This window comes from Streptomyces sp. NPDC023723, from assembly GCF_040639815.1.
Classification (GTDB): Bacteria; Actinomycetota; Actinomycetes; order Streptomycetales; family Streptomycetaceae; genus Streptomyces.
In genome coordinates this window covers 1-25,799 of the sequence record NZ_JBFAAP010000049.1, presented here as the reverse complement: position 1 = coordinate 25,799, position 25,799 = coordinate 1, and the positions used below count along the sequence as shown (strand labels likewise).

The 25,799-nt window shown below is 71.1% G+C and carries 26 protein-coding genes, 2 pseudogenes and 1 riboswitch; of the genes and pseudogenes, 18 read left to right on the top strand and 10 right to left on the bottom strand.

The window, feature by feature from the left end; genetic code table 11:
• Positions 1–7: 7 nt before the first annotated feature.
• Positions 8–586: a helix-turn-helix domain-containing protein gene (locus AB0G32_RS32540; protein ID WP_361171598.1), complete on the top strand. Its 579-nt coding sequence runs from the start codon at positions 8–10 to the stop codon at positions 584–586.
• A 277-nt stretch (positions 587–863) separates the two neighbouring features.
• On the opposite strand, the gene AB0G32_RS32535 is transcribed toward AB0G32_RS32540, so the two are convergent.
• Positions 864–1,538, bottom strand: coding sequence for a class I SAM-dependent methyltransferase (locus AB0G32_RS32535; RefSeq protein WP_361171595.1), 675 nt, complete (start codon positions 1,536–1,538; stop codon positions 864–866).
• A 276-nt stretch (positions 1,539–1,814) separates the two neighbouring features.
• On the opposite strand from AB0G32_RS32535, the pseudogene AB0G32_RS32530 reads away from it, so the two are divergent.
• A pseudogene (locus AB0G32_RS32530) lies at positions 1,815–2,369 on the top strand (hypothetical protein); the annotation flags it as partial.
• 185 nt (positions 2,370–2,554) lie between these two features.
• Positions 2,555–3,022 carry a TetR/AcrR family transcriptional regulator C-terminal domain-containing protein gene (locus tag AB0G32_RS32525; RefSeq protein ID WP_361171592.1) on the top strand — a complete coding sequence of 156 codons (468 nt, stop codon included), beginning with the start codon at positions 2,555–2,557 and terminating at the stop codon, positions 3,020–3,022.
• 170 nt (positions 3,023–3,192) lie between these two features.
• Here AB0G32_RS32525 and AB0G32_RS32520 read toward each other — a convergent pair whose 3' ends face one another.
• Complete coding sequence (locus AB0G32_RS32520; protein WP_361171589.1) at positions 3,193–3,375, bottom strand: hypothetical protein; 183 nt, start codon at positions 3,373–3,375, stop codon at positions 3,193–3,195.
• 451 nt (positions 3,376–3,826) lie between these two features.
• On the opposite strand from AB0G32_RS32520, the pseudogene AB0G32_RS32515 reads away from it, so the two are divergent.
• Positions 3,827–4,115, top strand: a pseudogene (locus AB0G32_RS32515) (transposase family protein); the annotation flags it as partial.
• A gap of 94 nt (positions 4,116–4,209) precedes the next feature.
• Here AB0G32_RS32515 and AB0G32_RS32510 read toward each other — a convergent pair.
• The 4 genes from AB0G32_RS32510 to gcvT all read right to left on the bottom strand — a co-directional run bounded on the left by AB0G32_RS32510 (position 4,210) and on the right by gcvT (position 8,561).
• Entirely contained in the window at positions 4,210–5,577 is a 1,368-nt protein-coding gene (locus AB0G32_RS32510; RefSeq protein WP_361171586.1) for an L-serine ammonia-lyase, read from the bottom strand.
• 74 nt (positions 5,578–5,651) lie between these two features.
• Entirely contained in the window at positions 5,652–6,971 is a 1,320-nt protein-coding gene (gene glyA, locus AB0G32_RS32505; RefSeq protein ID WP_361171582.1) for a serine hydroxymethyltransferase, read from the bottom strand.
• A gap of 8 nt (positions 6,972–6,979) precedes the next feature.
• Positions 6,980–7,360: a glycine cleavage system protein GcvH gene (gcvH, locus tag AB0G32_RS32500; RefSeq protein ID WP_361171579.1), complete on the bottom strand. Its 381-nt coding sequence runs from the start codon at positions 7,358–7,360 to the stop codon at positions 6,980–6,982.
• 67 nt (positions 7,361–7,427) lie between these two features.
• Complete coding sequence (gene gcvT, locus AB0G32_RS32495; protein WP_361171576.1) at positions 7,428–8,561, bottom strand: glycine cleavage system aminomethyltransferase GcvT; 1,134 nt, start codon at positions 8,559–8,561, stop codon at positions 7,428–7,430.
• Positions 8,562–8,722: 161 nt separating this feature from the next.
• A riboswitch (glycine riboswitch) is annotated at positions 8,723–8,818 on the bottom strand.
• Between the two features lie 156 nt (positions 8,819–8,974).
• On the opposite strand from gcvT, the gene AB0G32_RS32490 reads away from it, so the two are divergent.
• The 10 genes from AB0G32_RS32490 to AB0G32_RS32445 all read left to right on the top strand — a co-directional run bounded on the left by AB0G32_RS32490 (position 8,975) and on the right by AB0G32_RS32445 (position 19,935).
• On the top strand, positions 8,975–9,643 hold the full coding sequence (locus tag AB0G32_RS32490) for an AAA family ATPase (protein ID WP_361171573.1): 669 nt from the start codon (positions 8,975–8,977) through the stop codon (positions 9,641–9,643).
• A gap of 53 nt (positions 9,644–9,696) precedes the next feature.
• Complete coding sequence (locus AB0G32_RS32485; protein ID WP_361171570.1) at positions 9,697–10,470, top strand: enhanced serine sensitivity protein SseB; 774 nt, start codon at positions 9,697–9,699, stop codon at positions 10,468–10,470.
• 193 nt (positions 10,471–10,663) lie between these two features.
• The gene (locus AB0G32_RS32480) at positions 10,664–11,461 is read left to right on the top strand and encodes an enhanced serine sensitivity protein SseB C-terminal domain-containing protein (protein ID WP_361171567.1); all 798 of its coding nucleotides are present in this window, start codon (positions 10,664–10,666) and stop codon (positions 11,459–11,461) included.
• Between the two features lie 309 nt (positions 11,462–11,770).
• Entirely contained in the window at positions 11,771–12,778 is a 1,008-nt protein-coding gene (locus AB0G32_RS32475) for an ABC transporter permease (RefSeq protein ID WP_361171564.1), read from the top strand.
• Positions 12,779–12,849: 71 nt separating this feature from the next.
• Positions 12,850–14,643, top strand: a complete 1,794-nt coding sequence (locus AB0G32_RS32470) for an ABC transporter substrate-binding protein (protein WP_361171561.1) — start codon at positions 12,850–12,852, stop codon at positions 14,641–14,643.
• Between the two features lie 110 nt (positions 14,644–14,753).
• Complete coding sequence (locus tag AB0G32_RS32465; protein WP_361171558.1) at positions 14,754–15,752, top strand: ABC transporter permease; 999 nt, start codon at positions 14,754–14,756, stop codon at positions 15,750–15,752.
• Entirely contained in the window at positions 15,749–16,846 is a 1,098-nt protein-coding gene (locus tag AB0G32_RS32460) for an ABC transporter ATP-binding protein (protein WP_361171555.1), read from the top strand. The genes AB0G32_RS32465 and AB0G32_RS32460 overlap by 4 nt, the downstream gene beginning before the upstream one ends.
• A gap of 23 nt (positions 16,847–16,869) precedes the next feature.
• Positions 16,870–18,267 carry a dipeptide ABC transporter ATP-binding protein gene (locus AB0G32_RS32455; RefSeq protein ID WP_361171552.1) on the top strand — a complete coding sequence of 466 codons (1,398 nt, stop codon included), beginning with the start codon at positions 16,870–16,872 and terminating at the stop codon, positions 18,265–18,267.
• 79 nt (positions 18,268–18,346) lie between these two features.
• Positions 18,347–19,006, top strand: a complete 660-nt coding sequence (locus AB0G32_RS32450; RefSeq protein WP_361171549.1) for a trimeric intracellular cation channel family protein — start codon at positions 18,347–18,349, stop codon at positions 19,004–19,006.
• A 68-nt stretch (positions 19,007–19,074) separates the two neighbouring features.
• On the top strand, positions 19,075–19,935 hold the full coding sequence (locus AB0G32_RS32445) for a thioesterase family protein (RefSeq protein ID WP_361171546.1): 861 nt from the start codon (positions 19,075–19,077) through the stop codon (positions 19,933–19,935).
• Between the two features lie 6 nt (positions 19,936–19,941).
• Here AB0G32_RS32445 and AB0G32_RS32440 read toward each other — a convergent pair whose 3' ends face one another.
• On the bottom strand, positions 19,942–20,571 hold the full coding sequence (locus AB0G32_RS32440; protein WP_361171543.1) for a TetR family transcriptional regulator: 630 nt from the start codon (positions 20,569–20,571) through the stop codon (positions 19,942–19,944).
• Between the two features lie 107 nt (positions 20,572–20,678).
• On the opposite strand from AB0G32_RS32440, the gene AB0G32_RS32435 reads away from it, so the two are divergent.
• From AB0G32_RS32435 to AB0G32_RS32425, 3 genes are all read left to right on the top strand, one after another.
• The gene (locus AB0G32_RS32435; RefSeq protein ID WP_361171540.1) at positions 20,679–20,846 is read left to right on the top strand and encodes a hypothetical protein; all 168 of its coding nucleotides are present in this window, start codon (positions 20,679–20,681) and stop codon (positions 20,844–20,846) included.
• A gap of 11 nt (positions 20,847–20,857) precedes the next feature.
• Positions 20,858–21,124 carry a DUF4190 domain-containing protein gene (locus AB0G32_RS32430; protein ID WP_361171537.1) on the top strand — a complete coding sequence of 89 codons (267 nt, stop codon included), beginning with the start codon at positions 20,858–20,860 and terminating at the stop codon, positions 21,122–21,124.
• Positions 21,125–21,422: 298 nt separating this feature from the next.
• Positions 21,423–22,592, top strand: a complete 1,170-nt coding sequence (locus AB0G32_RS32425) for a cysteine desulfurase family protein (protein WP_361171534.1) — start codon at positions 21,423–21,425, stop codon at positions 22,590–22,592.
• 6 nt (positions 22,593–22,598) lie between these two features.
• On the opposite strand, the gene AB0G32_RS32420 is transcribed toward AB0G32_RS32425, so the two are convergent.
• Positions 22,599–23,345, bottom strand: a complete 747-nt coding sequence (locus AB0G32_RS32420; RefSeq protein WP_361171531.1) for an N-acetylmuramoyl-L-alanine amidase — start codon at positions 23,343–23,345, stop codon at positions 22,599–22,601.
• 61 nt (positions 23,346–23,406) lie between these two features.
• On the opposite strand from AB0G32_RS32420, the gene mnmA reads away from it, so the two are divergent.
• The gene (gene mnmA, locus AB0G32_RS32415; RefSeq protein WP_361171528.1) at positions 23,407–24,540 is read left to right on the top strand and encodes a tRNA 2-thiouridine(34) synthase MnmA; all 1,134 of its coding nucleotides are present in this window, start codon (positions 23,407–23,409) and stop codon (positions 24,538–24,540) included.
• A gap of 8 nt (positions 24,541–24,548) precedes the next feature.
• Here mnmA and AB0G32_RS32410 read toward each other — a convergent pair whose 3' ends face one another.
• Both AB0G32_RS32410 and AB0G32_RS32405 read right to left on the bottom strand, forming a co-directional pair.
• A complete protein-coding gene (locus AB0G32_RS32410; protein WP_361171525.1) occupies positions 24,549–24,743 on the bottom strand; it encodes a DUF397 domain-containing protein in 195 nt (64 codons plus the stop codon).
• Positions 24,744–24,755: 12 nt separating this feature from the next.
• On the bottom strand, positions 24,756–25,607 hold the full coding sequence (locus AB0G32_RS32405) for a helix-turn-helix transcriptional regulator (protein WP_361171522.1): 852 nt from the start codon (positions 25,605–25,607) through the stop codon (positions 24,756–24,758).
• Between the last annotated feature and the right edge of the window lie 192 nt (positions 25,608–25,799).

Sequence of the window (25,799 nt, the reverse complement as noted above, 5' to 3'; positions counted from 1 at the left end):
TGTGCGTATGGCTAGATGGCAACCCGGAGCGACCCAGCGACTCGTCGTCGCGGCCGTCGACCTCTTCACCGAGCAGGGGTACGACGCCACCACCGTGGCGCAGATCGCCGAGCGGGCCGGCGTCACCAAGAGCACCTTCTTCCGGCACTTCTCCGACAAGCGCGAGCTGCTGGTGGCCGGCCAGGAGACGCTCAGCCGGCTGCTGGCCGACGGCATAGCCGAGGCGCCCGCGGACGCCGGCCCGCTCCAGGCGGTGGCGGCCGGTCTGGAGCGCGCGTCGAGCGTGATGGGGCCGGCCAACCGCGAACTCGGCCCCCGGCTGAAGGCGGCCATCGCGGCCAGTACCGAACTCCAGGAGCGCGACGCCCTCAAGAGCGTCGGGCTGGCGGCGGCGATGACGTCGGCGCTGGTCGCCCGGGGGGTGCCCGATCCGGTCGCGCACCTGGCGGGCGAGCTGGGCGTGCTCGCCTTCAAGCGGGGCTACGCCCAGTGGTCCGAGAGCGACCGCGACGACACGGAGGAGTTCGCGCCGTACGCGCTGGCGGCCCTGGAGGACCTGCGACGGGCGACCGCGGCGCTGGGCTGAGCGGCGCCGGCGCGACGGTGTGCGACCGGCGGAGTGGGGCGGGACCTCAGCCCTCCGGCGGTCGCGATGTCCCGGGCCGAAACCCGTGGCCGCCACCGGGTGAACCGGTGCGGTCGCTCCGTTCCGGGGCCAGCCGCCTGTTCCGTGCCGGGCGGCGGGCCCCTCGGGTGTCCGGCCGCCCGGGATGCCGTGTGCGGTTCACGAGGCGTTCCCGGGGCTCTGCCGCTCGGGGCTGCTCGCCTGGCCGTCCGGCACCTCGCAGCGGCCCGGCCGGCGGTCAGGAACCAGTGACCGCGTCCACCTTCACCGACAGCTCGGTCGAGCCCTTGAGGGGCAGGGAGACGGACCGGAAGCCGTTCGCCGGGTCCCGGATGTAGTCGAGATAGTCGGGCTCGGCGTTGTCGTTCATGATCATCGCGCCGGTCCTCAGCTGCGGTGCGATCAGCTCAACGACCTGGCGGGCCAGCGTGGGGCCCGAGCTGACCGGCCAGCCGTCGATGAGCGCGAAGTCGACCGGGCCGCCCAGATCGCGCAGTGTCTCGCGGGCGTCCCCGACCCGCAGGTCGACGATGTCGGCCAGGCCGGCCTCGGTCAGGTTGCGCCGGGCGGTGGCGGCCTTCTCCGGGACGATCTCGGAGCCGATCACCGTCCCGCCGCCGTTGTCGCGGACCGCGGCGGCGAAGTAGAGCGTGGACACGCCGAGGGAGGTGGCGAACTCCACGGTCCGCGTCGCGCCGATCGCCCGGCAGAGCAGGTAGATCAGGTCTCCCTGAGCCGGGTGGATCGAGAAGCCGATGTCGGCGAAGTCGTGTGGGTCGCGGACGACGCGGCCGCCGCCGGGGCCGCCGCCGGGGCCGCCGCCGGACGGGCGGCGACGCTGGCTGTACAGACGCTCGAGTACCGCTTGGACCTGGGGATCGCGCAACGGGCTGGTGGCTGGCTCGGTGGACATTCGCACTCCTCCGTAAGGGACTCCGACACGATCAGTAGTATCACGATATATCGCTGACCTTGGTCCGGGGAGTGGCGGGCGGAGCTGGGGGAGAGGGCGTCGGCCGTCATCCGCCAGGTCGCTCACAGCTCTCGCAAACGTTACGTTCGTAATGTCGAGGCCGCCGCTGGGAAGCCGGACGGCCGGAATGCTCCCGCCGTACCGAAGGGCCCCGGAAGGCCCCGGTCGGTGATCGCGTCCGGCTTCCGGCAGGCGGACCATCGCGGTGTCGCCGTGATGGCACTCGCATCAACGAAGGAGTCTGCATTGGTTGCCAGGCGGACGTTCATCGCCGGATCCGCTACGGCCGGAGCCGTGGCCGTGCTGGGTACGGCGGCCTACAGTTCGGCCGCCGAGCCGGCCGGCACGGACTCGTCGACCGCACCCGTCCAAAGCGCCACCGCCATCACCGAGGTCTTCGGCGACGGCCAGAAGCTGATCGCCGTCGCGGTCGAGTACGACCAGGACATCGACACCTCGTCCCTGACGACGTCGACCTTCGCCGTGACGGACCGGACCGTTACGAAGGTGTACGCGAACACGGCGGCCGAGCTCGCGGAGCGGGGCCGGGACGGACGCTATGTCCTGGTCGAGCTGTCGGCCGACGACGAGGCGGCGGCCCTGTGGGTGACGCAGCAGGGGTCGGGGGGCGGAGCGAGCGCCTCCGCCTCGGCCTCCGCGTCCGCGTCGAGCAGCCCCAGTCCTTCGGCCAGTGCGTCGAGCGGCACGGGCGAGTCCCCCGGGGAGGGCGGGCCGGCGGTCGGTGACAGCACGCCGGGCGGCACCATAGTCGCGGCGAAGGCGACCCTGGTCCAGAAGGGCACGGTCACCACCGCGCGCGGTGGCCGGTACCCGGCCGACGGCACCACGCTGACCACCAGCAAGGTCGTCAACCTGATCGTCGACGACTTCCAGCAGTTCACGTTCGACGACCCCGCCACCGGTCGCTCTACAGTCACTTCGGCAGTAAGCAGCTCTTGTTCCTGGCGATCCTTGCCGATGTGTCGGAGGCGCTGCGCACATCGACCGACGGTGCTCTGCGGCGGCACATCGATGACGTGGACATCCAAACGCTTGCGCAGTTGGAAGAGGCGCTCACGGACCTGGCCGTCGACCTGGCGACGATGATGACCGGGTCGCAGGGCTACGGAGGTGTTCTGACCCTCGTCAACCAGCGCCGGTGGCAGACGGAGGCTCCCGCCGACGACGTGTCCACCGAGCCAGTCGTGCATGCGCTCGCCGCCCGCTTCGAGCGCTTCGTGGAGGCCGGGCTCCTGGACATCGACGACGCCCGTACCGCGGCGTTCCACTTCGGTGCCCTGACGCTCCTCCTTGCCAACGACGACCAGCCCGATCCGCGTAACGTCGCCGAAGGCCGACTGCGCAGTGTCGTTGCCAGCGGCGTACACACCTTCATCCGCGCCTTCGGCGTCCACGCCCGGTAGCGGGTCTTCCGCCGTCGCGCCGGCGCAGTCATGATGCGGGCGCCGGCCGTACCGGAGGGATGCCGAGCGCAATGGGGGTGGGCGCCGGGTTTCACTTCGCCGGTGGGGGCGTCGGGATGGGCGAAGTGGACGGTCAGCCGGGGTTCGGGAGGATGCGGAGCCTGTCTCGGTCAGCCGGCCGGCCTGTTCTCGTGGGCCGAGGCCAAGGACGTCTGGTGAAGCGGGACGGGCTCGGTCATTGCCGGGACGTCGGGCGCCATGGCCAGCTCGAGGGGCACCGTGGGGACCAGGTAGTCCTTGCTGTCGTTGGGGCGGCCGCCGGGGCCGCAGCCGCAGCCGCGCGCGGAGATCATTACGGCCTGGCGGCCGGCTGTGGGGCGCCGTTGATCAGACACTCCCGCGCCCAAGAGCGATGGCGCGGGAGCGTACTGCTCCCGCTCAGTCCTGCTCGCGCCACCAGTTGGGTCGCTTGTGATGGCTCTTGGCGGCTGGGTGAATCAGGTACTGGACCGGGTGGCTCTGTTTACGAGTTGCGGTTCTGGCTCAACTTCCGTGATCGGTTACTCAACGTGTCCGGGGAGCGGGCTGGGTTCTGAGGGTGACCTGCCGTTGCTCCCGCCGACGGACGATGGTGATCGGGTCCGACTGGTGATCGTGAAGAGGCTTCCCACATGCCCAGACCTGGTGATGACGGAGCTGCTGAGGCGGCTGACCGCGGCGGTGTCCCCGCTCCGGCCGCCAGTGAGCCCTTTCCAACCTCGTCGCGGGGCAGGTCAGTTGGGCCGTCTCCACCAGAGGCTTCGGGTGTTTGTCTGCCCGTCGGGCATCGACGTGTCCAGCTCTGTCCTGCGCTTCCTGTCCGCCAAGCTCCGCCGACACCGTCGCGGGCCCGGCACCCGGTGGCGGCGCCTGAGCCCGGGCCGGCAGGCTGCTGGACGGCACCCTGCCGCCCATCGACCGCATCGCCGCGGACCGCCCCTTCTACTCCGGCAGACACAAGACACACGGGATGAACGTGCAGGTCCTGGCCGATCCGTCCGGCCGACTGCTGTGGGCCTCTCCGGCTCTGCCCGGTGCCGTCCACGAGGTCAGAAGGACGTCAACCGGTCGCTCACTTCCCGCCGTGCAGACAGGGAAGGCCCTGACAGCGCTGAAAGATGGAAACGCGCTGGTCAGAGCCTAGAACCTCAGCACTCGATGATGTTCACCGCGAGCCCCCCGCGGGCGGTCTCCTTGTACTTCACCGACATGTCGGCGCCGGTCTCCTTCATGGTCTTGATGACCTTGTCCAGCGAGACCTTGTGCGAGCCGTCGCCGCGCATCGCCATCCGGGCCGCGGTGACCGCCTTCACCGCGGCCATGCCGTTGCGCTCGATGCACGGGATCTGGACCAGGCCGCCGACCGGGTCGCAGGTGAGGCCGAGGTTGTGCTCCATGCCGATCTCCGCGGCGTTCTCCACCTGCTCGGGCGAGCCGCCGAGCACCTCGGCCAGCGCGCCCGCCGCCATCGAGCAGGCCGAGCCGACCTCGCCCTGGCAGCCGACCTCGGCGCCGGAGATGGAGGCGTTCTCCTTGAACAGCATGCCGATCGCGCCGGCCGCCAGCAGGAAGCGGACCACGCCCTCCTCGTCGGCGCCGGGCACGAAGTCCAGGTAGTAGTGCAGGACGGCCGGGATGATGCCGGCGGCGCCGTTGGTGGGGGCGGTGACCACCCGGCCGCCGGCCGCGTTCTCCTCGTTCACGGCCATCGCGTACAGGGTGATCCACTCCATCGAGAGGGCCAGCGGGTCGCCCTCGGAGCGCAGCTTGCGGGCGGTGTGCGCGGCGCGGCGGCGGACCTTCAGGCCGCCGGGCAGGATGCCCTCCCTGGACAGGCCGCGGGCCACGCACTCCCGCATCACCCGCCAGATCTCCAGCAGGCCGGCCCGGATCTCGTCCTCGGTGCGCCAGGCCCGCTCGTTCTCCAGCATCAGCGCGGAGATCGACAGGCCGGTCTCCCGGGTCAGCCGCAGCAGCTCGTCGCCGGTGCGGAAGGGGTACTTCAGCACCGTGTCGTCGAGCACGATGCGGTCCGCGCCGAGCGCGTCCTCGTCGACCACGAAGCCGCCGCCCACCGAGTAGTACGTCTTGGTGAGCAGTTCGCCGCCCTGGTCGTCGTAGGCCCACAGGGTCATGCCGTTGGCGTGGTAGGGGAGGGCTTTACGGCGGTGCAGGACCAGGTCGTCGTCGTAGGAGAAGGGGATCTCGTGGGTGCCGAGCAGGCGCAGCCGGCCGTCCGCCCGGATCGCCGCCACCCGGTCGTCGGCCGTCTCCACGTCCACCGTGCGCGGGGAGTCGCCCTCCAATCCGAGCAGCACCGCCTTGGGGGTGCCGTGGCCGTGGCCGGTGGCGCCCAGCGAGCCGTACAGCTCGGCCCGGACCGCGGCGACGGAGCCGAGGAGGCCCTCCCCGCGCAGCCGGCGGGCGAAGATGCGGGCCGCGCGCATCGGGCCGACCGTGTGCGAACTCGACGGCCCGATGCCGACCGAGAACAGGTCGAAGACCGAGATGGCCACGGGGACTCCTTAGCGGGGGTGGTTCACGGGGGGCCGGCCCGCTTGTGGCGGGCCGGCCCCCCGTGCGGGGCGGGCTACTGGTCGAGCCCGGGATACAGCGGGTGGCGGTCGGCCAGGGCGGTGACCCGGGCCTTCAGCGCCTGCGCGTCGGCCGCCCCGAAGGGCGAGGGCGCCTTCAGCACCTCGGCGATCACGTCCGCGACCTCGGCGAAGTCCTCGGCGCCGAAGCCGCGGGTGGCCAGTGCCGGGGTGCCGACGCGCAGTCCGGAGGTCACCATCGGCGGTCGCGGGTCGTTGGGTACGGCGTTGCGGTTGACCGTGATGCCGACCTCGTGCAGCCGGTCCTCGGCCTGCTGTCCGTCCAGCGCGGAGCCGCGCAGGTCGACCAGGACCAGGTGGACATCGGTGCCGCCGGTGAGCACCGAGACCCCGGCCGCCCGCGCGTCGTCCCGCACCAGGCGCTCGGCCAGCACGCGGGCGCCTTCCAGCGTACGGCGCTGGCGGTCCCGGAACTCCTCGCCGGCCGCGATCTTGAAGGCGACCGCCTTGGCGGCGATCACGTGCTCCAGCGGGCCGCCCTGCTGACCGGGGAAGACGGCGGAGTTGATCTTCTTGGCCAGGTCGGCCGTGCAGAGGATCACACCGCCGCGCGGACCGCCCAGCGTCTTGTGCGTGGTCGTGGTCACGACGTGGGCGTGCGGCACCGGGTTCGGGTGCAGCCCCGCCGCGACCAGCCCGGCGAAGTGCGCCATGTCGACCATCAGGTACGCGCCGACCTCGTCGGCGATCCGGCGGAACGCGGCGAAGTCCAGCTGCCGGGGGTACGCCGACCAGCCGGCCACGATCAGCCGGGGCCGCTTCTCCTTGGCGAGGCGCTCCACCTCGGCCATGTCGACCAGGCCGTCGTCGCCCACGTGGTACGGGACGACGTCGTACAGCTTGCCGGAGAAGTTGATCCTCATGCCGTGGGTCAGGTGCCCGCCGTGCGCGAGGTTCAGGCCCATGATCGTGTCGCCCGGCTCGAGCAGCGCGAACATCGCCGCCGCGTTGGCCTGGGCACCGGAGTGCGGCTGCACGTTGGCGTGCTCGGCGCCGAACAGCGCCTTGATCCGGTCGATGGCGATCTGCTCGACCACGTCGACGTGCTCGCAGCCGCCGTAGTAGCGGCGGCCCGGGTAGCCCTCGGCGTACTTGTTGGTCAGCACCGAGCCCTGGGCCTCCAGCACCGCGAGCGGCGCGAAGTTCTCGGAGGCGATCATCTCCAGGGTGGACTGCTGGCGGCGCAGCTCGGCGTCGACGGCGGCGGCGACGTCGGGGTCGAGTTCGCGCAGCGGCGTGTACAGGGCGGCCGGGGACGCGTTCGGGGCGGCCGGGACCGTGTTCGGGGCGGACATCGCGGGCCTCAGCCGGCCGAGAAGGCGGTGTACTCGTCGGCGGAGAGCAGGTCGTCCGGCTCGTCCGCGACCCGCACCCGGAACAGCCAGCCGCCCTCGAAGGGGGCCGAGTTCACCAGCGACGGGTCGTCGACCACGTCCTCGTTGACCTCGGTGACCTCGCCGGAGACGGGGGAGTACAGGTCGGAGACCGACTTGGTCGACTCCAGCTCGCCGCAGGTCTCGCCCGCGGTGACGGCGGCGCCGACCTCGGGGAGCTGGACGAAGACGACGTCACCGAGGGCGTTCGCGGCGTGCTCGGTGATGCCGACGGTCGCGACGCCGTCCGCGGTGGCCGACAGCCACTCGTGTTCCTTGCTGTAGCGGAGCTGCTGGGGGTTGTTGCTCATGGCCTGAATTCTCCTGTATGCGGTGGAGTGAAGGGGAATGCGGGGGCGCCGAAAGGGCGGTGTGCGCCTACTTCTGGCGCTGGTAGAACGGCAGCGCCACGACCTCGTACGGCTCGTGGCTGCCGCGGATGTCCACGCCGACCCCGGCGGTGCCCGGCGCCGCGTGCGCCGGGTCGACGTACGCCATCGCGATCGGCTTGCCCAGCGTGGGGGAGGGGGCGCCGGAGGTGACCTCGCCGATCACCCGGCCGTCCGCGACGACGGCGTACCCGGCGCGCGGCACCCGGCGGCCCTCGGCGACCAGGCCGACCAGGACGCGCGGGGGATTGTCCTGCGCCCGGGCGGCGGCCTCGGCCAGCGCCGCGCGGCCCACGAAGTCGCCCTCCTTCTCGAACTTCACCACCCGGCCGAGCCCGGCGTCGAAGGGCGTCAGCGCGGTGGTCAGCTCGTGCCCGTACAGCGGCATGCCCGCCTCCAGGCGGAGCGTGTCCCGGCAGGACAGGCCGCACGGGACCAGACCGGCGTCCGCGCCGGCCCCGGTCAGCGCCTGCCACAGCCGCTCCGCGTCGGCCGGGGCGACGAACAGCTCGAAGCCGTCCTCGCCGGTGTAGCCGGTGCGGGCGATCAGCGCCGGGACGCCGGCCACCGTGCCGGGCAGTCCGGCGTAGTACTTCAGGCCGTCCAAGTCGGCGTCGGTCAGCGCGGCCAGGATGCCCGGGGACGCGGGGCCCTGCACGGCGAGCAGCGCGTAGGCGTCGCGGTCGTCGCGCACCTCGGCGTCGAATCCGGCGGCCCGCTCGGTCAGCGCGTCCAGCACCACCTCGGCGTTGGAGGCGTTGGCGACCACCATGTAGTGAGCGGAACCGGCCTCGGTCCCGGACAGCCGGTAGACGATCAGGTCGTCCAGGATGCCGCCGTCCGCCCGGCAGATCATGGTGTAGCGGGCCCGGCCCGGTTTGACCGTGCCGATGTTGCCGACCAGGGCGTGGTCGAGCAGGGCGGCGGCCGCGGGGCCGGTGACGGTGATCTCGCCCATGTGGGAGAGGTCGAAGAGCCCGGCCCGGGTGCGCACGGCGGTGTGCTCGTCGCGCTCGGAGCCGTAGCGCAGCGGCATGTCCCAGCCGGCGAAGTCGGTCATCGTCGCGCCGAGCGCGCGGTGCACGGCGTCCAGCGCGGTATGGCGGAGCGGGGTACTGCTCATCGGTCGTCTCCCAGGACAGGACGGCACGGGCGAGGAAGGTCCTCCCCATCTGTCATCGGTACCTGAGAGGTTCGCCGTGATCACGGCTCGCGGGGAGCCGGGACCAGAACTTGCACCTTGGGTGGGACCGCCGGTCACGGCGGCCCGCTTTTCAGATGTGCCTCGCCCGCGCGGTGACGGTGCCTGAGAGATTCAAGGGAGGGACTTGCTCCTTCGGCGCCCCGGCGACTGGCCGGGGACTCTCCCGCGCGGATTCAAACGGCCGGTATGCAGTTGGCGCGGCCACCCTAGCACTGCGTTTGTGACCGGCTTGTGGCACGAAGCGAATGAAATCGCGAGACCACCGCATTACCTTCTCTTTACACTCGACGGGGATGGGAACTCGTGAACCGCCCCAGGGGAGGACGATCACGGTGAACAGGACCACGGCATACGCCACGACCTCGGGACTCGCGCTGCCCGAGCAGCACACGGCCCCGGCCCGGGAGGCGTGCGCCGAGCGGCCCGCACCCGTCGTCCGCGACCTGCGGGACCGAGCCGGCCGCAGCCCGCACGCCCTGCTCTTCGGCCCCAAGGACCTCGTCGCCGTCACCGGCCTGCCCGGCAGCGGCAAGTCAACGCTGATGAAGCGGACCGTGCGCGGGGCGCGCGTCGACTCGCAGGACACCCGCGACCGCTGGGACCGGCGCATGCCGCGCCTCCTGCCGTACGCCGTCTACCGCCCCCTGGTCCGCATCGCGCACTACGCCGGGCTGCGCCGCGCCCTGCGCTCCGGCGCGGGCGTCGTCGTGCACGACTGCGGCACCCAGACCTGGGTGCGCCGCTGGCTGACCCGCGAGGCCCGGCGACGCGGCGGCACCCTGCACCTGCTGCTGCTCGACGTCGACGCCGAGCAGGCACTGGCGGGCCAGCGCGAGCGCGGCCGGGGCGTCTCCCGGTACGCGTTCCTGCGCCACCGCGCGGCCACCCACCGGCTGCTGCGCGCGGCGGCCGAAGGCGAACTGCCGCCCGGCTGCGGCGCCGCCGTCCTGCTCGACCGCGCGGCGGCCGACACGCTGCGCCGGATCGGCTTCACCGGCTGACCGGTAGCCTTTTCAGCCACACCAGCGGTTCCCCACAGGCGGTAGGCAAGCAGATGGACTTTCCGGCGCAGGCGCAGGCGCACCCACATCCGCACGGCGGATGGCCCGGCAACGAACTGGAGGAGGTGCTGTCGGCCGCCTTCGGCGTGCCCGGCGCCGGCGGCCGGATAGTCGAGGTCCTGGGCCGCAGCTTCGTCTGGGTCCCGCTGCCCAACGGCGGCGGCCCGCACCAGGGCCCGCTGGACCTGCCCACACTGGAGATCGCCGGCCAGGCGTACGTGCCGGTGTTCAGCTCCGAGGAGCAGTTCCGCCAGGTCGTCGGCGGGCACCTGGCGTTCACCGTCGCCCCGGCGGTGGAGTTCGCCCGCGGGCTGCCCCCGCAGGTCGGCATCGCCGTCAACCCGGACGGCGTGGTCGGCGTCCCGCTGCCGCCGGCCGCGGTGGCCGAGCTGTGCCGGGCCGGCCGCGGCCCGCTGGACGGCCCTGCGGCCGGCGGCCGGGTCCGCCTCTTCGAACCCGACTGGCAGGACGACCCGGTGGACTTCCTGTCCGCCGCGTCCGCCGAGTTCGCCGCCACCGGCGTGGTCCGCACCGCCCGCCGCTGCCTCGCCACCGTCGAGACCGCCGACCCGGTCATGTTCGTCGGCGTCGAACTGACCCACTGGGAGGGCGACGCCCGCGCCGTCCCGCTGGACGCCCTGGGCCGCGCCCTGGGCCGCGCCCCGGTCAAGTGGCCGGTCAACCTGGTCCTGCTGGAAGCGGCCCAGGACCCGGTCTGCGACTGGCTCAGGGACCACGTCCGTCCCTTCTACCAAGGGGCCTTGTAACCGCCGCGAGGGGGACGCCGCCAAGGGGCGCGGGGCCGTATCGACATGCGGCTCCGCCGCGCGGGCACGACCAGCCACAACGCACCCGCACCCGCCCAGGCGCAGGAACCCCCGAGTTCGACGGCGCCCCCCGCCCGCGGAGCCACCTAAGCTGGACCCCAACCACGCACGCTTCCCGAGAGGTCGGTAACACGTGAGCGCGAGCGGTACCGCCGCAGCCGGGCACGTCGAGCACACGCTGCGCCAGGTGACCCCCGGGCGCTACGACGCCTACGAGGCGCTGCTGCGCGCCCTCGCCTCCCCCGCCTCCGGCCAGGTCTGGATGCTGCTGTGGCACGGCCAGGCCGGCTCCCCGGACGCCCAGTACGGGAACATGGAGGTCGACGGCCACGGCTACGCGCCCTGCGTCACCTCCGCCCAGGAGCTGTCCGCCAGCGGCTGGAACCGGTCCTACGAGGTGGTCGACGGACTCGAGGTGGCCCGCGCCCTCTTCCCCGACCGCTACGGCCTCTGGCTCAACCCGCACGCCCCCGGCGGCGGCGTCGGCATCCCCTGGCTCGACCTGCGCCGCATCGCCACCGGCCTGGACCGCCAGCCCGCCGGGCCGCTGCGGCTGTCCGAACCGGCCATCGAACTCCCGCAGTTCTACGCCCTGCTCACCCAGAACGCCCACCGCACCCCGGTGGTCCGCGCCCTGCGCCGGGCCTGGGTGCAGCCGGCCCTCGGCGCGCCCTACCTGGCGATCGGCCTCGACCTGTACGACACCTCCTCGCCGGCCGTCGGCGCGGTGCGCGCGATGATGCAGCAGTCCGTGGGCGCGGCGCCGGAGGGGCTGCCGGTGTCGACCGTGGCGATGTCGGACACGCTGGACCCGGTCGCGATGTGGCTGCGCGCCAACGCCCGCCCGTTCTACGACCGGGAGGCCCACGCGGCCCCCGCCCAGGTTCCGGCGGGCGGGTACGGCTACCCTCCGGCGGGCGGCCGGTACTGACCGTGGACGATGAGGTTCCGCTGTGAACCGGCGTGATCTCCGCGCGTAGAGCGGAAGGTAAGCTCCCCATCTGTCCAAGGTGTCCCAACTCGTCCGCGTCCGCTCGGTGTTACCCGGCGTCCGGATAACGGAAACCCTCAAACAGCATCACGGTTGCGCATCCATTCACCGCCAAGTCTGGCAACAGATCGCCAATGCGTTGAAGACTCCCGCACCAGGGGCCTTCGCCCCTGTGTACTACGGACTGATCACGCCGCCACAGCGGCAAGTGCGGGCCGGCTACCGCCGGTTGAGAGGGGTCCCTGCCAGATGACGGCACCATTGCACGAACCGACCGCCGAAGCGGCCCCGAGCGCGGCCGAGGAAGCGGCGGTCGCCGGCGCCGAGTCGAAGTCGGTACAGGGCCGTTCCCTGGGGCGTATCGCCTGGGAGCGCCTGAAGCGGGACAAGCTCGCGCTGACCGGCGGCATCATCGTGGTCGCGCTCATCGTGGTCGCGCTGCTCGCGCCGGTCATCACCGGCCTGCTGGGCCAGGACCCCAACGAGTACCACGAGAATCTGATCGACCCGCTGTTCGGCACCCCCACCGGATCGCTCGGCGGTATCAGCGGTGATCACCTGCTGGGTGTCGAACCGGTCAACGGGCGCGACATCCTCGCCCGCATCCTCTACGGCGCGCGCATCTCCTTGCTGGTCGGATTCCTGTCCGCCATCGTGGCCGTGATTCTCGGTACGGTCCTCGGTGTCCTGGCGGGCTTCTTCGGCGGCTGGGTGGACTCCGTCATCAGCCGGGTGATGGACGGGCTGCTGGCTTTCCCGCAGCTGCTGTTCATCATCGCGCTGGTCTCCGTCATGCCGAACGACATGCTGGGGCTGCACGGAACCGGCGTGCGGGTCTTCGTGATGATCCTCGTCATCGGCTTCTTCGGGTGGCCCTACATCGGACGCGTGGTGCGTGGCCAAACCCTCTCGATGCGTGAACGGGAGTACGTCGAGGCCGCCCGGTCGCTGGGCGCCGGACGTCTCTACATCCTGTTCAAGGAACTGCTGCCCAACCTGGTCGCGCCGATCATCGTCTACACGACGATGATGATCCCCACCAACATCCTCACCGAGGCGGCACTCAGCTTCCTGGGGGTGGGCGTCAAGCCGCCCACGGCGTCGTGGGGACAGATGCTGTCGAGCGCGATCGAGTACTACGAGTCGGACCCCATGTACATGGTGGTCCCCGGCGTGGCGATCTTCATCACCGTGCTCGCCTTCAACCTCTTCGGAGACGGCGTACGCGACGCGCTGGACCCGAAGGGCTCCCGCTGAACTGCCGTACCGCTCAAGCGTCCCGTGGCACCTGCACGGGGTCTCTCATCTAATCCGGAGGATCCGAGATCGTGACTACCCAACGCACCTCAGGGCGGCGTAAGCAGGCTTTGGCCGCTGCCGCAGTGGTCGCCGCGCTGCTGACCACGGCGGCGTGCGGCGGCGGTGACAGCGACGACGGGGGATCGAAGAACGGCGCGGCCGGCTTCGACGCCGCGAACAACAAGGTCGCCCAGGCCACGCTGGCCAAGAAGGGCGGCACGCTGAAGTTCGGCGGCGCCCAGGACGCCGACTCGTGGGACACCACGCGCGGTTACTACGGCTTCATGTGGAACTTCTCCCGCTACTACAGCCGTCAGCTCGTCACGAACAAGACGGAGCCCGGTTCGGCCGGCGCCGAGGTCACCCCGGACCTCGCGACCTCGACCGCCAAGGTCTCCGACGACGGCAAGACCTACACGTACACCCTGCGTGACGGCGTCACCTGGGAGGACGGCAAGGCGATCACGTCCGAGGACGTGAAGTACGGCATCGAGCGCGTGTGGGCGCAGGACGTGCTGTCCGGCGGTCCGACGTACCTCAAGGAGGTGCTCGACCCCAAGGACGAGTACCAGGGTCCGTACAAGGACAAGTCCAAGGACAAGCTGGGTCTGAAGGCCATCGAGACGCCGGACGACAAGACCATCGTCTTCAAGCTGCCGAAGGCCAACTCGGACTTCGAGGAGATGCTCGCGCTCACCTCGGCCTCCCCGGTCCGCCAGGACAAGGACACCAAGTCCAAGTACGGCCTGCACCCGTTCTCCTCCGGCCCGTACAAGTTCGAGTCCTACACCCCCGGCAAGGACCTCACGCTGGTCCGCAACACCGAGTGGAAGCAGGACTCCGACCCGATCCGCAAGGCCTACCCGGACAAGATCACCGTTCAGTTCTTCTCGGACGCCAACCAGCTCGACCAGCGTCTGCTGAGCGGCGACATCGACCTGGACATCAACCAGACGGGCATGTCGCCGCAGGGCCGTACCACGGCGCTGAAGGAGCACAAGGCCAACCTGGACAACCCGGTCTCCGGCTACATCCGCTATGCCGTGTTCCCGCAGAGCGTGGCACCGTTCGACAAGCTGGAGTGCCGCAAGGCCGTCATCCTCGGCGCCGACCACGTCTCCCTGCAGACCGCGCGCGGTGGCCCGGTCGCCGGTGGTGACATCGGTACCAACATGCTGCCGCCGGCCGTCCCGGGTGCCGAGGGTCAGGACTACGACCCGTACAAGCTCGCCTCGGACAACAAGAACGGCAACGTCGAGGAGGCCAAGGCGGCGCTGAAGGCCTGCGGCCAGCCCAACGGCTTCAAGACCACCATCGCGGTCCGCAACAACAAGCCGGTCGAGGTGGCCACCGCGCAGTCCCTCCAGGCGTCGCTGAAGAAGATCGGCATCACCGCCGAGATCGACCAGTACGACGGCTCGCAGACCGCCGGCATCATCGGCAGCCCCGAGAACGTCAAGAAGAAGAACTACGGCATCATCATCATGGGCTGGGGCCCGGACTTCCCGTCCGTCCAGGGCTACGGTCTGCCGCTGTGGGACAGCGACTACATCCTGGAGAGCGGTAACAACAACTACGCGCTCATCAAGGACAAGACGATCGACGGTCTGTTCGACGACTACGTCGACACGCTGGACGACGCCGGCAAGGCCAAGATCGCCACGGAGATCAACCACAAGGTGATGGAAGGCGCGTACTACCTGCCCTTCGTCTTCGAGAAGTTCGTCAACTGGCGCTCCAGCCGCCTGGCGAACGTGTACACCACCGACGGCTACAGCGGCATGTACGACTTCGTCAACCTCGGCCTGAAGTCCACGAAGTAACCGGTAAACACCCGCCGTACGGCACGAAAGGCAGGTGAAGGCCGGCGCGGCGGGACCGCGGGCCCCCGGAAGACCTCCGGGGCCCGCGGTCCCGCGGCGGGCCGCACGCTGTGCTCGCTTACCTCATCAGGCGGCTGTTCGCCGCCGCAGTGATGCTGGTGGTCATCATCTTGGTGGTCTTCGGCATCTTCTTCCTCGTCCCCAAGTGGGCGGGCGTCGACATCGCCTCGAGCTTCGTGGGCAAGCAGGCCGACCCGGCCGCTGTGGAAGCGGTGCGGCAGAAGCTGGGCCTGAGCGACCCGATCTACTCCCAGGTCTGGGAGTTCTTCAAGGGCATCTTCGCCGGCCGCACCTACTCGGGCGGCGGCGATGTCACCCACTGCTCGGCCCCGTGCTTCGGGTACTCCTTCCGCAGCGAACAGGCCATCTGGCCGGTGCTGACCGACCGCTTCCCGGTGACCCTGGCGCTGGCGCTCGGTGCGGCCGTGCTGTGGCTGCTCTTCGGCATGGCGGCCGGCGTGCTCTCCGCGCTGAAGCGGGGGAGCTTCTGGGACCGCGGCGCGATGGTCGTGGCCCTGGCGGGCGTCTCGCTGCCCGTGTACTTCACGGGCATGGCCAGCCTGGCGATCTTCGCGTTCGGGCTGGACTGGCTCGACGCGCAGTACGTGCCCCTGACGGACAGTTTCACCGGCTGGTTCGGCGGCCTCATCCTGCCGTGGATCACCCTGGCGTTCCTCTACGCCGCCATGTACGCGCGCATCACCCGCGCCACGATGCTGGAGATCCTCGGCGAGGACTACATCCGCACCGCCCGCGCGAAGGGGCTGCGCGAGCAGACCGTCATCGGCAAGCACGCGATGCGCTCCACCCTGACGCCGATCCTCACCATGCTGGGCATGGACCTCGGCGCCCTCATCGGCGGAGCCATCCTCACCGAGACCACCTTCAACCTGCCCGGCCTCGGCCAGGCGGTGCTGACCGCCATCCGCAACCAGGACCTGCCCGTCATCCTGGGTGTCACCCTGATCACTTCTCTCGCGGTGCTCATCGCCAACCTCGTGGTGGACGTCCTGTACGCCGTGATCGACCCCCGAGTGAGGCTCACATGACCGACCTCGACAAGAGCGGCGCCGCCGTGGGCGAACCCACCGGCACCTCTCCCGCGCCGACCGCCTTCCTCGAAGTGCGCGATCTGAAGGTGCACTTCCCGACCGACGACGGCCTGGTCAAGTCCGTCGACGGGCTCAGCTTCCAGCTGGAGAAGGGCAAGACCCTCGGCATCGTCGGTGAGTCCGGCTCCGGCAAGTCGGTCACCTCGCTCGGCATCATGGGCCTGCACACCGCCGGCCAGTACGGCAAGCGCAAGGCCCGGATCTCCGGCGAGATCTGGCTGGACGGCACCGAGCTGCTCACCGCCGACCCGGACCACGTACGCAAGCTGCGCGGCCGCGAGATGGCGATGATCTTCCAGGACCCGCTGTCCGCGCTGCACCCGTACTACACGATCGGCCAGCAGATCGTGGAGGCGTACCGCATCCACCACAAGGTGGACAAGAAGACCGCCAAGCGGCGCGCCGTGGAGATGCTCGACCGGGTCGGCATCCCGCAGCCGGACAAGCGGGTGGACAACTACCCGCACGAGTTCTCCGGCGGTATGCGCCAGCGCGCCATGATCGCGATGTCGCTGGTGAACAACCCCGAGCTGCTGATCGCCGACGAGCCGACCACCGCCCTGGACGTCACCGTCCAGGCGCAGATCCTGGACCTGATCCGGGACCTCCAGAAGGAGTTCGGCTCCGCGGTCATCATCATCACCCACGACCTGGGCGTCGTCGCCGAACTCGCCGACGACCTGCTGGTGATGTACGGCGGCCGGTGCGTGGAGCGCGGCCCCGCCGAGAAGGTCTTCTACGAGCCCCGCCACCCCTACACCTGGGGCCTGCTCGGCTCGATGCCGCGGCTCGACCGCGACCAGCAGGAACGGCTGATCCCGGTCAAGGGCTCGCCGCCCTCGCTCATCAACATCCCGTCCGGCTGCGCCTTCAACCCGCGCTGCCCGTACGCCGACGTGCCCAAGGACGACGTCACCCGCACGGTCCGCCCCGAGCTGACCGAGGTCGGCAGCAAGCACTGGGCCGCCTGCCACATGTCGCAGGAGCAGCGGGAGCGGATCTGGACCGAAGAGATTGCGCCGAAGCTGTGAGTGACAAGGCAGAGGACAAAGCGGTGACCATCCCCGCGCAGAGCGGTGCCACGCTCGTCAAGGACCCCGCCCCCGGCGAGGTCCTGCTGAAGGTGAGCGGCCTGGAGAAGCACTTCCCGATCAAGAAAGGGCTGCTCCAGCGGCAGGTCGGCGCGGTGCACGCGGTCGACGGCCTGGACTTCGAGGTCCGCTCCGGCGAGACCCTCGGCGTGGTCGGTGAGTCCGGCTGCGGCAAGTCGACCATGGGCCGGCTGATCACCCGGCTGCTTGAACCGACTGCCGGCACCATCGAGTTCGAGGGCACCGACATCAGCCACCTCGGCGTCGGCGGGATGCGCCCGCTGCGCCGCGACGTGCAGATGATCTTCCAGGACCCGTACTCGTCGCTGAACCCGCGGCACACCATCGGCACCATCGTCAGCGCCCCCTTCAAGCTCCAGGGCGTCGAGCCCGAGGGCGGGATCAAGAAGGAGGTGCAGCGGCTGCTGTCGGTGGTCGGGCTCAACCCCGAGCACTACAACCGCTACCCGCACGAGTTCTCCGGCGGCCAGCGCCAGCGCATCGGCATCGCCCGGGCGCTCGCGCTCAGCCCCAAGCTGGTGGTGGCCGACGAGCCGGTCTCCGCCCTTGATGTCTCCATCCAGGCCCAGGTCGTCAACCTGCTCGACGACCTCCAGCAGGAGCTGGGCCTGACGTACGTGATCATCGCGCACGACCTGTCCGTCGTGCGGCACGTCTCGGACCGGATCGCGGTGATGTACCTCGGCAAGATCGTCGAGCTGGCCGACCGCGACCTGCTCTACAAGACGCCGATGCACCCGTACACCAAGGCGCTGATGTCGGCGGTGCCGATCCCGGACCCCAAGCGCCGCGGCGCCAAGAGCGAGCGCATCCTGCTCAAGGGCGACGTGCCCTCGCCGATCTCGCCGCCGACCGGCTGCCGCTTCCACACCCGGTGCTGGAAGGCGACGGAGATCTGCAAGACCACCGAGCCGCCGCTGAAGGAGCTGCGGCCGGGGCAGCAGGTGGCCTGCCACCACCCGGAGAACTTCGCCGACCAGGCCCCGCAGGACGTCGTCCTGCTCACCGACGCCAAGGAGGCGGCGGAGCTGGTCTCCGAGGACGCGCTGGCCGCGTCGGCGGCGACCTCGGCGGCGGTGGCGGCGGAGGTGGCTTCCGAAGGATCCGAGGGGTCCAAGGGTTCCGAGACGTCTGCGGGGTCCGCGGGGTCCGCGGGCTCGGAGGTCGCGGCGGAAGAGGGTACGGAGGCCGCTGCCGAGGGGCTGACCGAGACCGAGGCCGCTGCCGAGGGGCCGGCGAAGAGTGCGGCCGCCGGGCCGAACCCGTCGGACACGGCGGCGACTTCGGCGCCGGGGACGGGCTCGGACGCTCCACCGGCTGCTCCGGCCGACGACAAGTAACCCCCGGCGGTCCGTCCGCTCGGCGAGCCCCCGCCTTCGTTCGCAAGGCGGGGGCTCGTGTGCGGGTGAGAATGACAGGGTGTACCAGCAACTCTTCACCCCGTCCGTGCAGCACACGCTCGATCTGATCGGCATCTTCGTCTTCGCGATCTCCGGCGCGCTGCTGGCCGTCCGCAAGAACTTCGACGTGTTCGGCATCGCCGTCCTGGCCGAGGTCACCGCGCTGGGCGGCGGGCTGTTCCGGGACCTGGTGATCGGTGCCGTACCGCCGGCCGCCTTCACCGACCTGGGGTACTTCGTCACCCCGCTGCTCGCCACGGTGCTGGTCTTCTTCCTCCACCCGCACGTCGAACGCCTCCAGGCCGGCGTCAACGTCTTCGACGCGGCCGGCCTCGGCCTGTTCTGCGTCGCCGGGACCACCAAGGCGTACGACTACGGACTCGGTCTGACCGCCTCCGCCTGCCTGGGACTGGCCACCGCGGTCGGCGGCGGCGTACTGCGCGACGTACTCGCCAACGAGGTGCCCTCGCTGCTGCGCTGGGACCGCGACCTGTACGCCGTGCCCGCGATCGTCGGCGCCACGACGGTCGCCCTGTGCATCCGCTTCGACGCCCTCACACCGTTCACCAGCGGCTGCGCGGTGGTCACCGCGTTCGTACTGCGGCTGTGCGCGATGCGGTTCCACTGGCGGGCGCCGCGGGCCTGGAACCGGCGGTCCACGGTGCTGGAGGCGGAGTGAGCGCCGCGCTGACATTGATCAACTGGTGAAAGCTACCGCTTAGTAGCTCTCTGCTGTATCGTGCACCCATGCCAGCAGCAGCCTCCGCGTCGGCCACCCGGGCCACCCTCGGCGACAGCGAGTTCGACCGGGACACCGCGCTCACCGCGCGCGAGCCGGGCGTCTACGCCATCGACCTCTCCGCCGACTGGACCATCTTCGGCGTCGTCAACGGCGGTTTCCTGCTGGCGGTCCTGGGCCGCGCGCTCGCCGACGCCCTGCCGCACCCCGACCCGTTCACCCTCTCGGCGCACTACCTCACCGCGTCCCGCCCCGGCCCGGCGGTGGTCCGCACCGAGACCGTGCGCACCGGCCGCACCCTCTCCACCGGCCAGGCGTCCCTCTTCCAGTACGACGACGAGGGCCACGAGATCGAGCGCATCCGCGTCCTCGCCTCCTACGGCGACCTGGGCACCCTGCCGGACGACGTCCGCACCACCGCCGAGCCGCCCGTCATGCCGCCGCTGGAGGAGTGCTTCGGCCCCGAGGACGGGCCCGCGCCGGTTGCCGGCGGTTCCGCCTTCGCCGACCGGCTGCTACTCAAGGTCGACCCGGCCACGCTGGGCTGGGCGCTCGGCAAGCCCTCGGGCAAGGGCGAGATGCGGGCCTGGTTCGCGCTCGCCGACGGCCGCGACGCCGACCCGCTCGCCGTGCTCCTCGCGGTCGACGCGCTGCCGCCGACCGCCTTCGAGCTGGGCCTGTCCGGCTGGGTGCCCACGGTCGAACTGACCGTCCATGTGCGGTGCCGCCCGGCGCCGGGCCCGCTGCGGGTGTCGGTCGGCACCCGCAATCTGGCCGGCGGCTTCCTGGAGGAGGACGCCGAGGTGTGGGACAGCGCCGGCCGGCTGGTCGCGCAGTCCCGGCAACTGGCCCGGGTCAAGCTGGGCTGACCCCGCTCAGGCCGCCGCCCAGTGCCGGCGGCCGACGTTGATCAGACGCAGGCGGCGGATCGCGGTGGTCGCGACCCGCCGCCGCTCGTCGTCCGGGGCCTCCAGCGTCTCCAGGAACTGCGAGGCGGTGCTCAGCATCTGGTCGACATAGAGACCCGCGAGCATCAGCAGGTCGTCGTCGTGCCAGGCCGCCGACTCCGGGTCCCGGGCCAGTTCGTCCCGCACCTCCTCGGCGAACCGGGCGAGCTGCTCCCGTATCGCCGCCCGCACCGCCCGCACCCCGCCGTGCCGCTCGCGCGCGATGAAACGGACGTGCGAGGGGTACTCCCGCACATGGCCCTCGATCAACTCCACCGCGCGGACGATGCGTTCCTCGCTGTCCCCGTCCGGCGTCACCGTCGTCCGGATCATCGGGTGCAGGCTGCCCAGCGCCTCCTCGACCAGCGCGACACCGAGGTCGGCGGTCGAGCGGAAGTGCCGGTAGAAGGCGGTGGGCGCCACGCCGACGGCGCGGGTGACCTCGCGCAGCCCCAGGCTGCTCAGGCTCTGTTCCTCCAGCAGTTCGAGCGCCGCGTCCAGCAGCGCCTGCCGGGTCCGCCGCTTCTGCTCCTGCCGGACGCCCAGGGTGTGACTCATGCCATGCAGTTAACAACTGTTCTCCGGAATTGAAAAGTCGTCGTGCGCGCTAGACTGGGTAGTCAGTGAACAACTGTTACCGATTACTGGTAGGGAGGAGTGACCTCATGCTGTTCATCGTCGCCGCACTCCTGCTGCTCGGTTTCGCGCTGGGCACCGTCGCCCACGCGCCGCTCGGCTTCTCCGTCGTCGCAGCCGTCGTCATCGCCGGCTGGCTCGGCGTCTTCGCGCTCCGCGAGCGGCACGGCCGCCGCCGCACCACCGCCGACCGATGAGGGAGACCGTCATGCAGCTCACCGCACCGGCCAACCGCCGCACCGGAATCCGGGACACGGACGGCATGGCCGTCGCGTCCTTCGTCCTCGGCCTGCTGGGCCTGCTCGTCCTCAACGTCTTCCTGGGGCCGATCGCCATCGTGCTGGCCGGCGTGGCCCTGTGGCGCGGCACTGCCCGCCGCGGCCGGGCCCTGCTCGGCCTCGGCCTGGGCATCGCCGACCTGATCGTCCTCGCGGCGTTCGTACAGGCCGACCAGACGCTCTCCTGGAGCCTGTGAGCCAGGCCGTTCCCTCCGGGGGAGGCGCCAGCGCCATCGTCCCGCGGGGGCAGTGGATGCCACCCGTTCCCTAGGGGGCGCCGCCCTTCCGCGGGGGGTGCTGCCAGTTCCCTAGGGGACGCCGCCGTTCCGCAGGGGATGCCTCCGTATCCGCAGGGACGCCACCGCATCCGCAGGGGACGCCCCCGTTCCGCAGGGACGCTACCGCCCCCCCCAGGGCGCCACCGTCGTCCCCCCAGCGCGCCACCGTCGTCCCGCCGGGGACCGGCCCGGACCGCCCCGTAGAATCGGCGGCACCATGGCTTACCTCGACCACGCCGCGACCACCCCGATGCTTCCCGAGGCGGTCGAGGCACTCACCGCGCACCTCGGCCCCACGGGCAACGCCTCCTCCCTGCACGCGTCCGGCCGCCGCGCCCGGCGCACCGTGGAGGAGGCCCGGGAGGCGCTCGCCGAGGCGCTGGGCGCCCGGCCCAGCGAGGTGGTCTTCACTTCCGGCGGCACCGAGGCCGACAACCTCGCCGTCAAGGGCCTGTACTGGGCCCGCCGCGACGCCGACCCGGCCCGCACCCGGGTGCTGGCCAGCCCCGTCGAGCACCACGCCGTCCTGGACGCCGTGCACTGGCTCGGCGAGCACGAAGGCGCCACCGTCGAGTACCTCCCGGTCGACGCGCACGGCCGCGTCCACCCCGAGGCACTGCGCGCGGCCATCGCCCGCGACCCCGGCAGCGTCGCCCTCGCCACCGTCATGTGGGCCAACAACGAGATCGGCACCGTGACCCCGGTCCGCGAACTCGCCGACGTCTGCGCCGGCTTCGGCGTCCCGCTGCACGCCGACGCGGTGCAGGCCGTCGGCCAGCTCCCGGTCGACTTCGCCGCATCCGGACTCGCCGCGCTGACCGTCTCCGGCCACAAGATCGGCGGCCCCTACGGCATCGGCGCGCTGCTCCTGGGCCGCGAGCACACCCCGGTCCCGGTGCTGCACGGCGGCGGTCAGGAACGCCACGTCCGCTCCGGCACCCTCGACGTCCCCGCCATCGCCTCCTTCGCGGTGGCCGGCCGGCTCGCCGCCGAGCGCCGCGAGTGGTTCGCCACCGAGATCGGCGCCCTGCGCGACGACCTGGTCGAGGCGGTCCGTAAAGCCGTGCCGGACGCGATCCTCGGCGGCGACCCGGCGCCCGGCGGCCGGCTGCCCGCCAACGCCCACTTCACCTTCCCCGGCTGCGAGGGCGACTCCCTGCTGCTCCTGCTGGACGCCCAGGGCATCGAGTGCTCCACCGGCTCCGCCTGCACCGCCGGGGTCGCCCAGCCCAGCCACGTCCTGCTGGCCACCGGCACCGATCCCGACCTGGCCCGCGGCACCCTGCGCTTCTCGCTGGGCCACACCTCCACCGCCGCCGACGTCACGGCCGTCGCCGAGGCGATCGGCCCCGCGGTGGAACGGGCCCGGGCGGCCGGGCTGACGTAACGGCCGCTACACGGCGGAGGTCTTCGAGCCGCTGCTCGACGGCGAGGCCGAGGACGAGCCCGACGGCAGCGCCGTCGTCGCCCGCCGCACCAGTTTCATGTACCGGTCCCAGTCCCAGTACGGCCCCGGGTCGGTGTGGTCGGTGCCCGGCACCTCCACGTGCCCGATGATGTGCTTGCGGTCCACGGGTATCTCGTACCGCGCGCAGACCCCGGCCGTCAGCTTGGCCGAAGCCGCGTACATCGCGTCCGTGAAGTCCTGCGGCCGGTCCACGAACCCCTCGTGCTCGATGCCGACACTGCGCTCGTTGTACTCCCGGTTGCCCGCGTGGTACGCCACGTCCAGCTCGCGGATCATCTGCGTGATCCGCCCGTCCTGCCCCACGATGTAGTGCGCGGCGGCCTGGTGGTCCGGGTCCTGGAACGCGCTGACCGCGCCGTCGAAACTGCCCTGCGTGACATGGACGATCACCATGTCTATGGGGTAGTCCTCGGGCCGGTCCGCGCGCCGCCAGTTGGCGTCCGCCGCCGCCACCCAGGTCGCGCCCTGGTAGTCGACCACCCCGTCGTCACGCGGCTTGTCCACCCCGGGCACCCGCCACCACAGGCGGTCCAGCTCGTCACGCGCCAGCACGGCGGCGCCCGCGGCCGTCACCGCGCCGCCGACGATCAGCGCGCGTCTGCCGATGCGCCGGTCGGTGTCCTTGGGTGACCCGCTGGGTGATCCGTCGGGAGATGGGCTGTTCGCCTCCATGTGATCGATAACGCATATCCGTGCGATCCGGTTCCCGGACCACCCTTACCCTGGAGGAGTTATGACTGACGACACTCCGCAGCGCACCCGCCGCCCTCTTCGTGTCCTCGCCGCCATGTCCGGCGGAGTCGACTCCGCCGTCGCCGCCGCCCGTGCCGCCGAGGCCGGGCACGACGTGACCGGCGTCCACCTCGCGCTCTCCGCGAACCCCCAGTCCTTCCGCACCGGCGCCCGGGGCTGCTGCACCATCGAGGACTCCCGCGACGCCCGCCGCGCCGCGGACGTCATCGGCATCCCGTTCTACGTGTGGGACCTCGCCGACCGCTTCCGCGAGGACGTCGTGGAGGACTTCGTCGCCGAGTACGAGGCGGGCCGCACCCCCAACCCCTGCCTGCGCTGCAACGAGAAGATCAAGTTCGCCGCGCTGCTGGACAAGGCGCTGGCCCTCGGCTTCGACGCGGTCTGCACGGGCCACTACGCGAAGGTCCTGGTCCGCGACGACGGCACCCGCGAACTGCACCGCGCCTCCGACCAGGCCAAGGACCAGTCCTACGTCCTCGGCGTGCTGGACGACCGCCAGCTCGCCCACGCGATGTTCCCGCTCGGCGACACGCTCACCACCAAGGACGAGATCCGCGCGGAGGCCGAGCGCCGGGGCCTGGCGGTGGCCAAGAAGCCCGACTCGCACGACATCTGCTTCATCGCCGACGGCGACACCCAGGGCTTCCTGGCCGGCCGGCTCGGCCGCGCCGAGGGCGACATCGTCGACGAGGCGGGCAACCACCTCGGCACCCACGAGGGCGCGTACGGCTTCACCATCGGCCAGCGCAAGGGCCTGCGGATCGGCACCCCGGCCCCCGACGGCAAGCCGCGCTACGTGCTGGACATCTCCCCGGTGACCAACACGGTGACGGTCGGCCCGGCCGGCGCGCTGGACGTGGGCGCCCTGAGCGCGATCAAGCCCCGCTGGTGCGGTGCGGCTCCCGCCGGGCCCGGTACGTACACGGCCCAGCTGCGCGCCCACGGCGACGAGACACCGGTCCGCGCCGAGCTGATCGACGGCAACCTGGAGGTCGCCTTCGACCACCCGGTCCGCGGCGTGGCCCCCGGCCAGGCGATCGTGCTGTACGACGGCACACGCGTGGTGGGCTCGGCGACGATCGCGTCCACGACGCGGGCGACGGCGGGAGTCTGAGCCGTCGCTCAGGGGGTGCGGAGGTCTCCGGCCCGGACGGCTCGGACCAGTGCGCCGAACGCCGTCCGGTCCACGGCGAGGGCGCGTGCGGGGCGCACGCTGTGGCGTATCGCCACTTGTTCGTCCTCGCGGAGCGCTACTTCGACGCACGCGTTGCCGGAGGCCTCCGAGAACGAGGACTTGAACCAATGCAGCTCTGACAAGGGTGGTCCCTCTCACAGGTTTCCGATGATTCCGAGGATGAGGTCCCTCGATTGCTCCGGATTCAACGCCACCCGTTCGACCAAGTCCAGCCGGGTACGGAAGTTGGCCAGGTGGGTGGGGGAGTCGAAGAAGACCGCACCGATGGGGGAGTCCACCTGCACCGTGTCCAGCTGCGAGTTGGGCGCGGAGGCGTACATCACGGTGTCCCCGGCCATCGGAAAGCCCTCGGCGGCGAACGGGATGACGAGCAGCCGGACGTTGCTGCGTTCGCTCTCCTCCAGCAGCCGGTGCAACTGCCCCTTCGCGACCCGTCTGCCTCCGATGCGCATCCGCAGGGCCGCTTCGTGCACGTATCCGACGTAGGGCGTGCCCGGACTGCCGGCGACCACACGGTGCCTGCCGAGCCGCTGGGCCACCCGTAGCTCCACTTCGAGGCGCGGCAGTGCGGGGACGAACAGGTCGAAGAGGGCCCTGGCGTGCTCCTCGGTCTGGAAGATGCCTGGAATGTGGGCGGTCTGCAGGGTTCTGATGCCGGTGGCATGGTGTTCCAACTCGGCGACGTCGAGGAAGTCCGGCGGGATCTTGCCCCGGTACTCGTCCCACCAGCCCTTCGGCCGTCCACCCGTCATAGCGGCAAGGGCGTCGACCAGATCGGGGTCGTTGCACTCGTAGATGCTCGCGAGACGGCGCAAGCGTTCTGGGCTGACGCCGAACCGGCCCGACTCGATGTTCGAAATCATCGTGCGATCGACGCCGAGCCGTGTCGCGGCCATGGGCGCCGACATCCCCGCGCCCTCGCGCAGGCGCCGCAGCTCGGCCCCGAAACGACGTTGAAGAATGCTCGGCTGCTGCCGTGGTGCCATGAACAACTCCTCGCTCGCGCGCACAGTTTGCCGCTCGTTCGGAAGCCGCGTCCACTTCTTCGAGGTCTATAACTCGTTTTGGTGAAGCGGGTAGCATGGGTTTTAGTCGATGTCCTAGCGTGTGACTCACGCCACTCGCATCGGCGTCCATACGCACAAGGAGGTGTCGCGTGAGGAACGCGGAACCGGAGT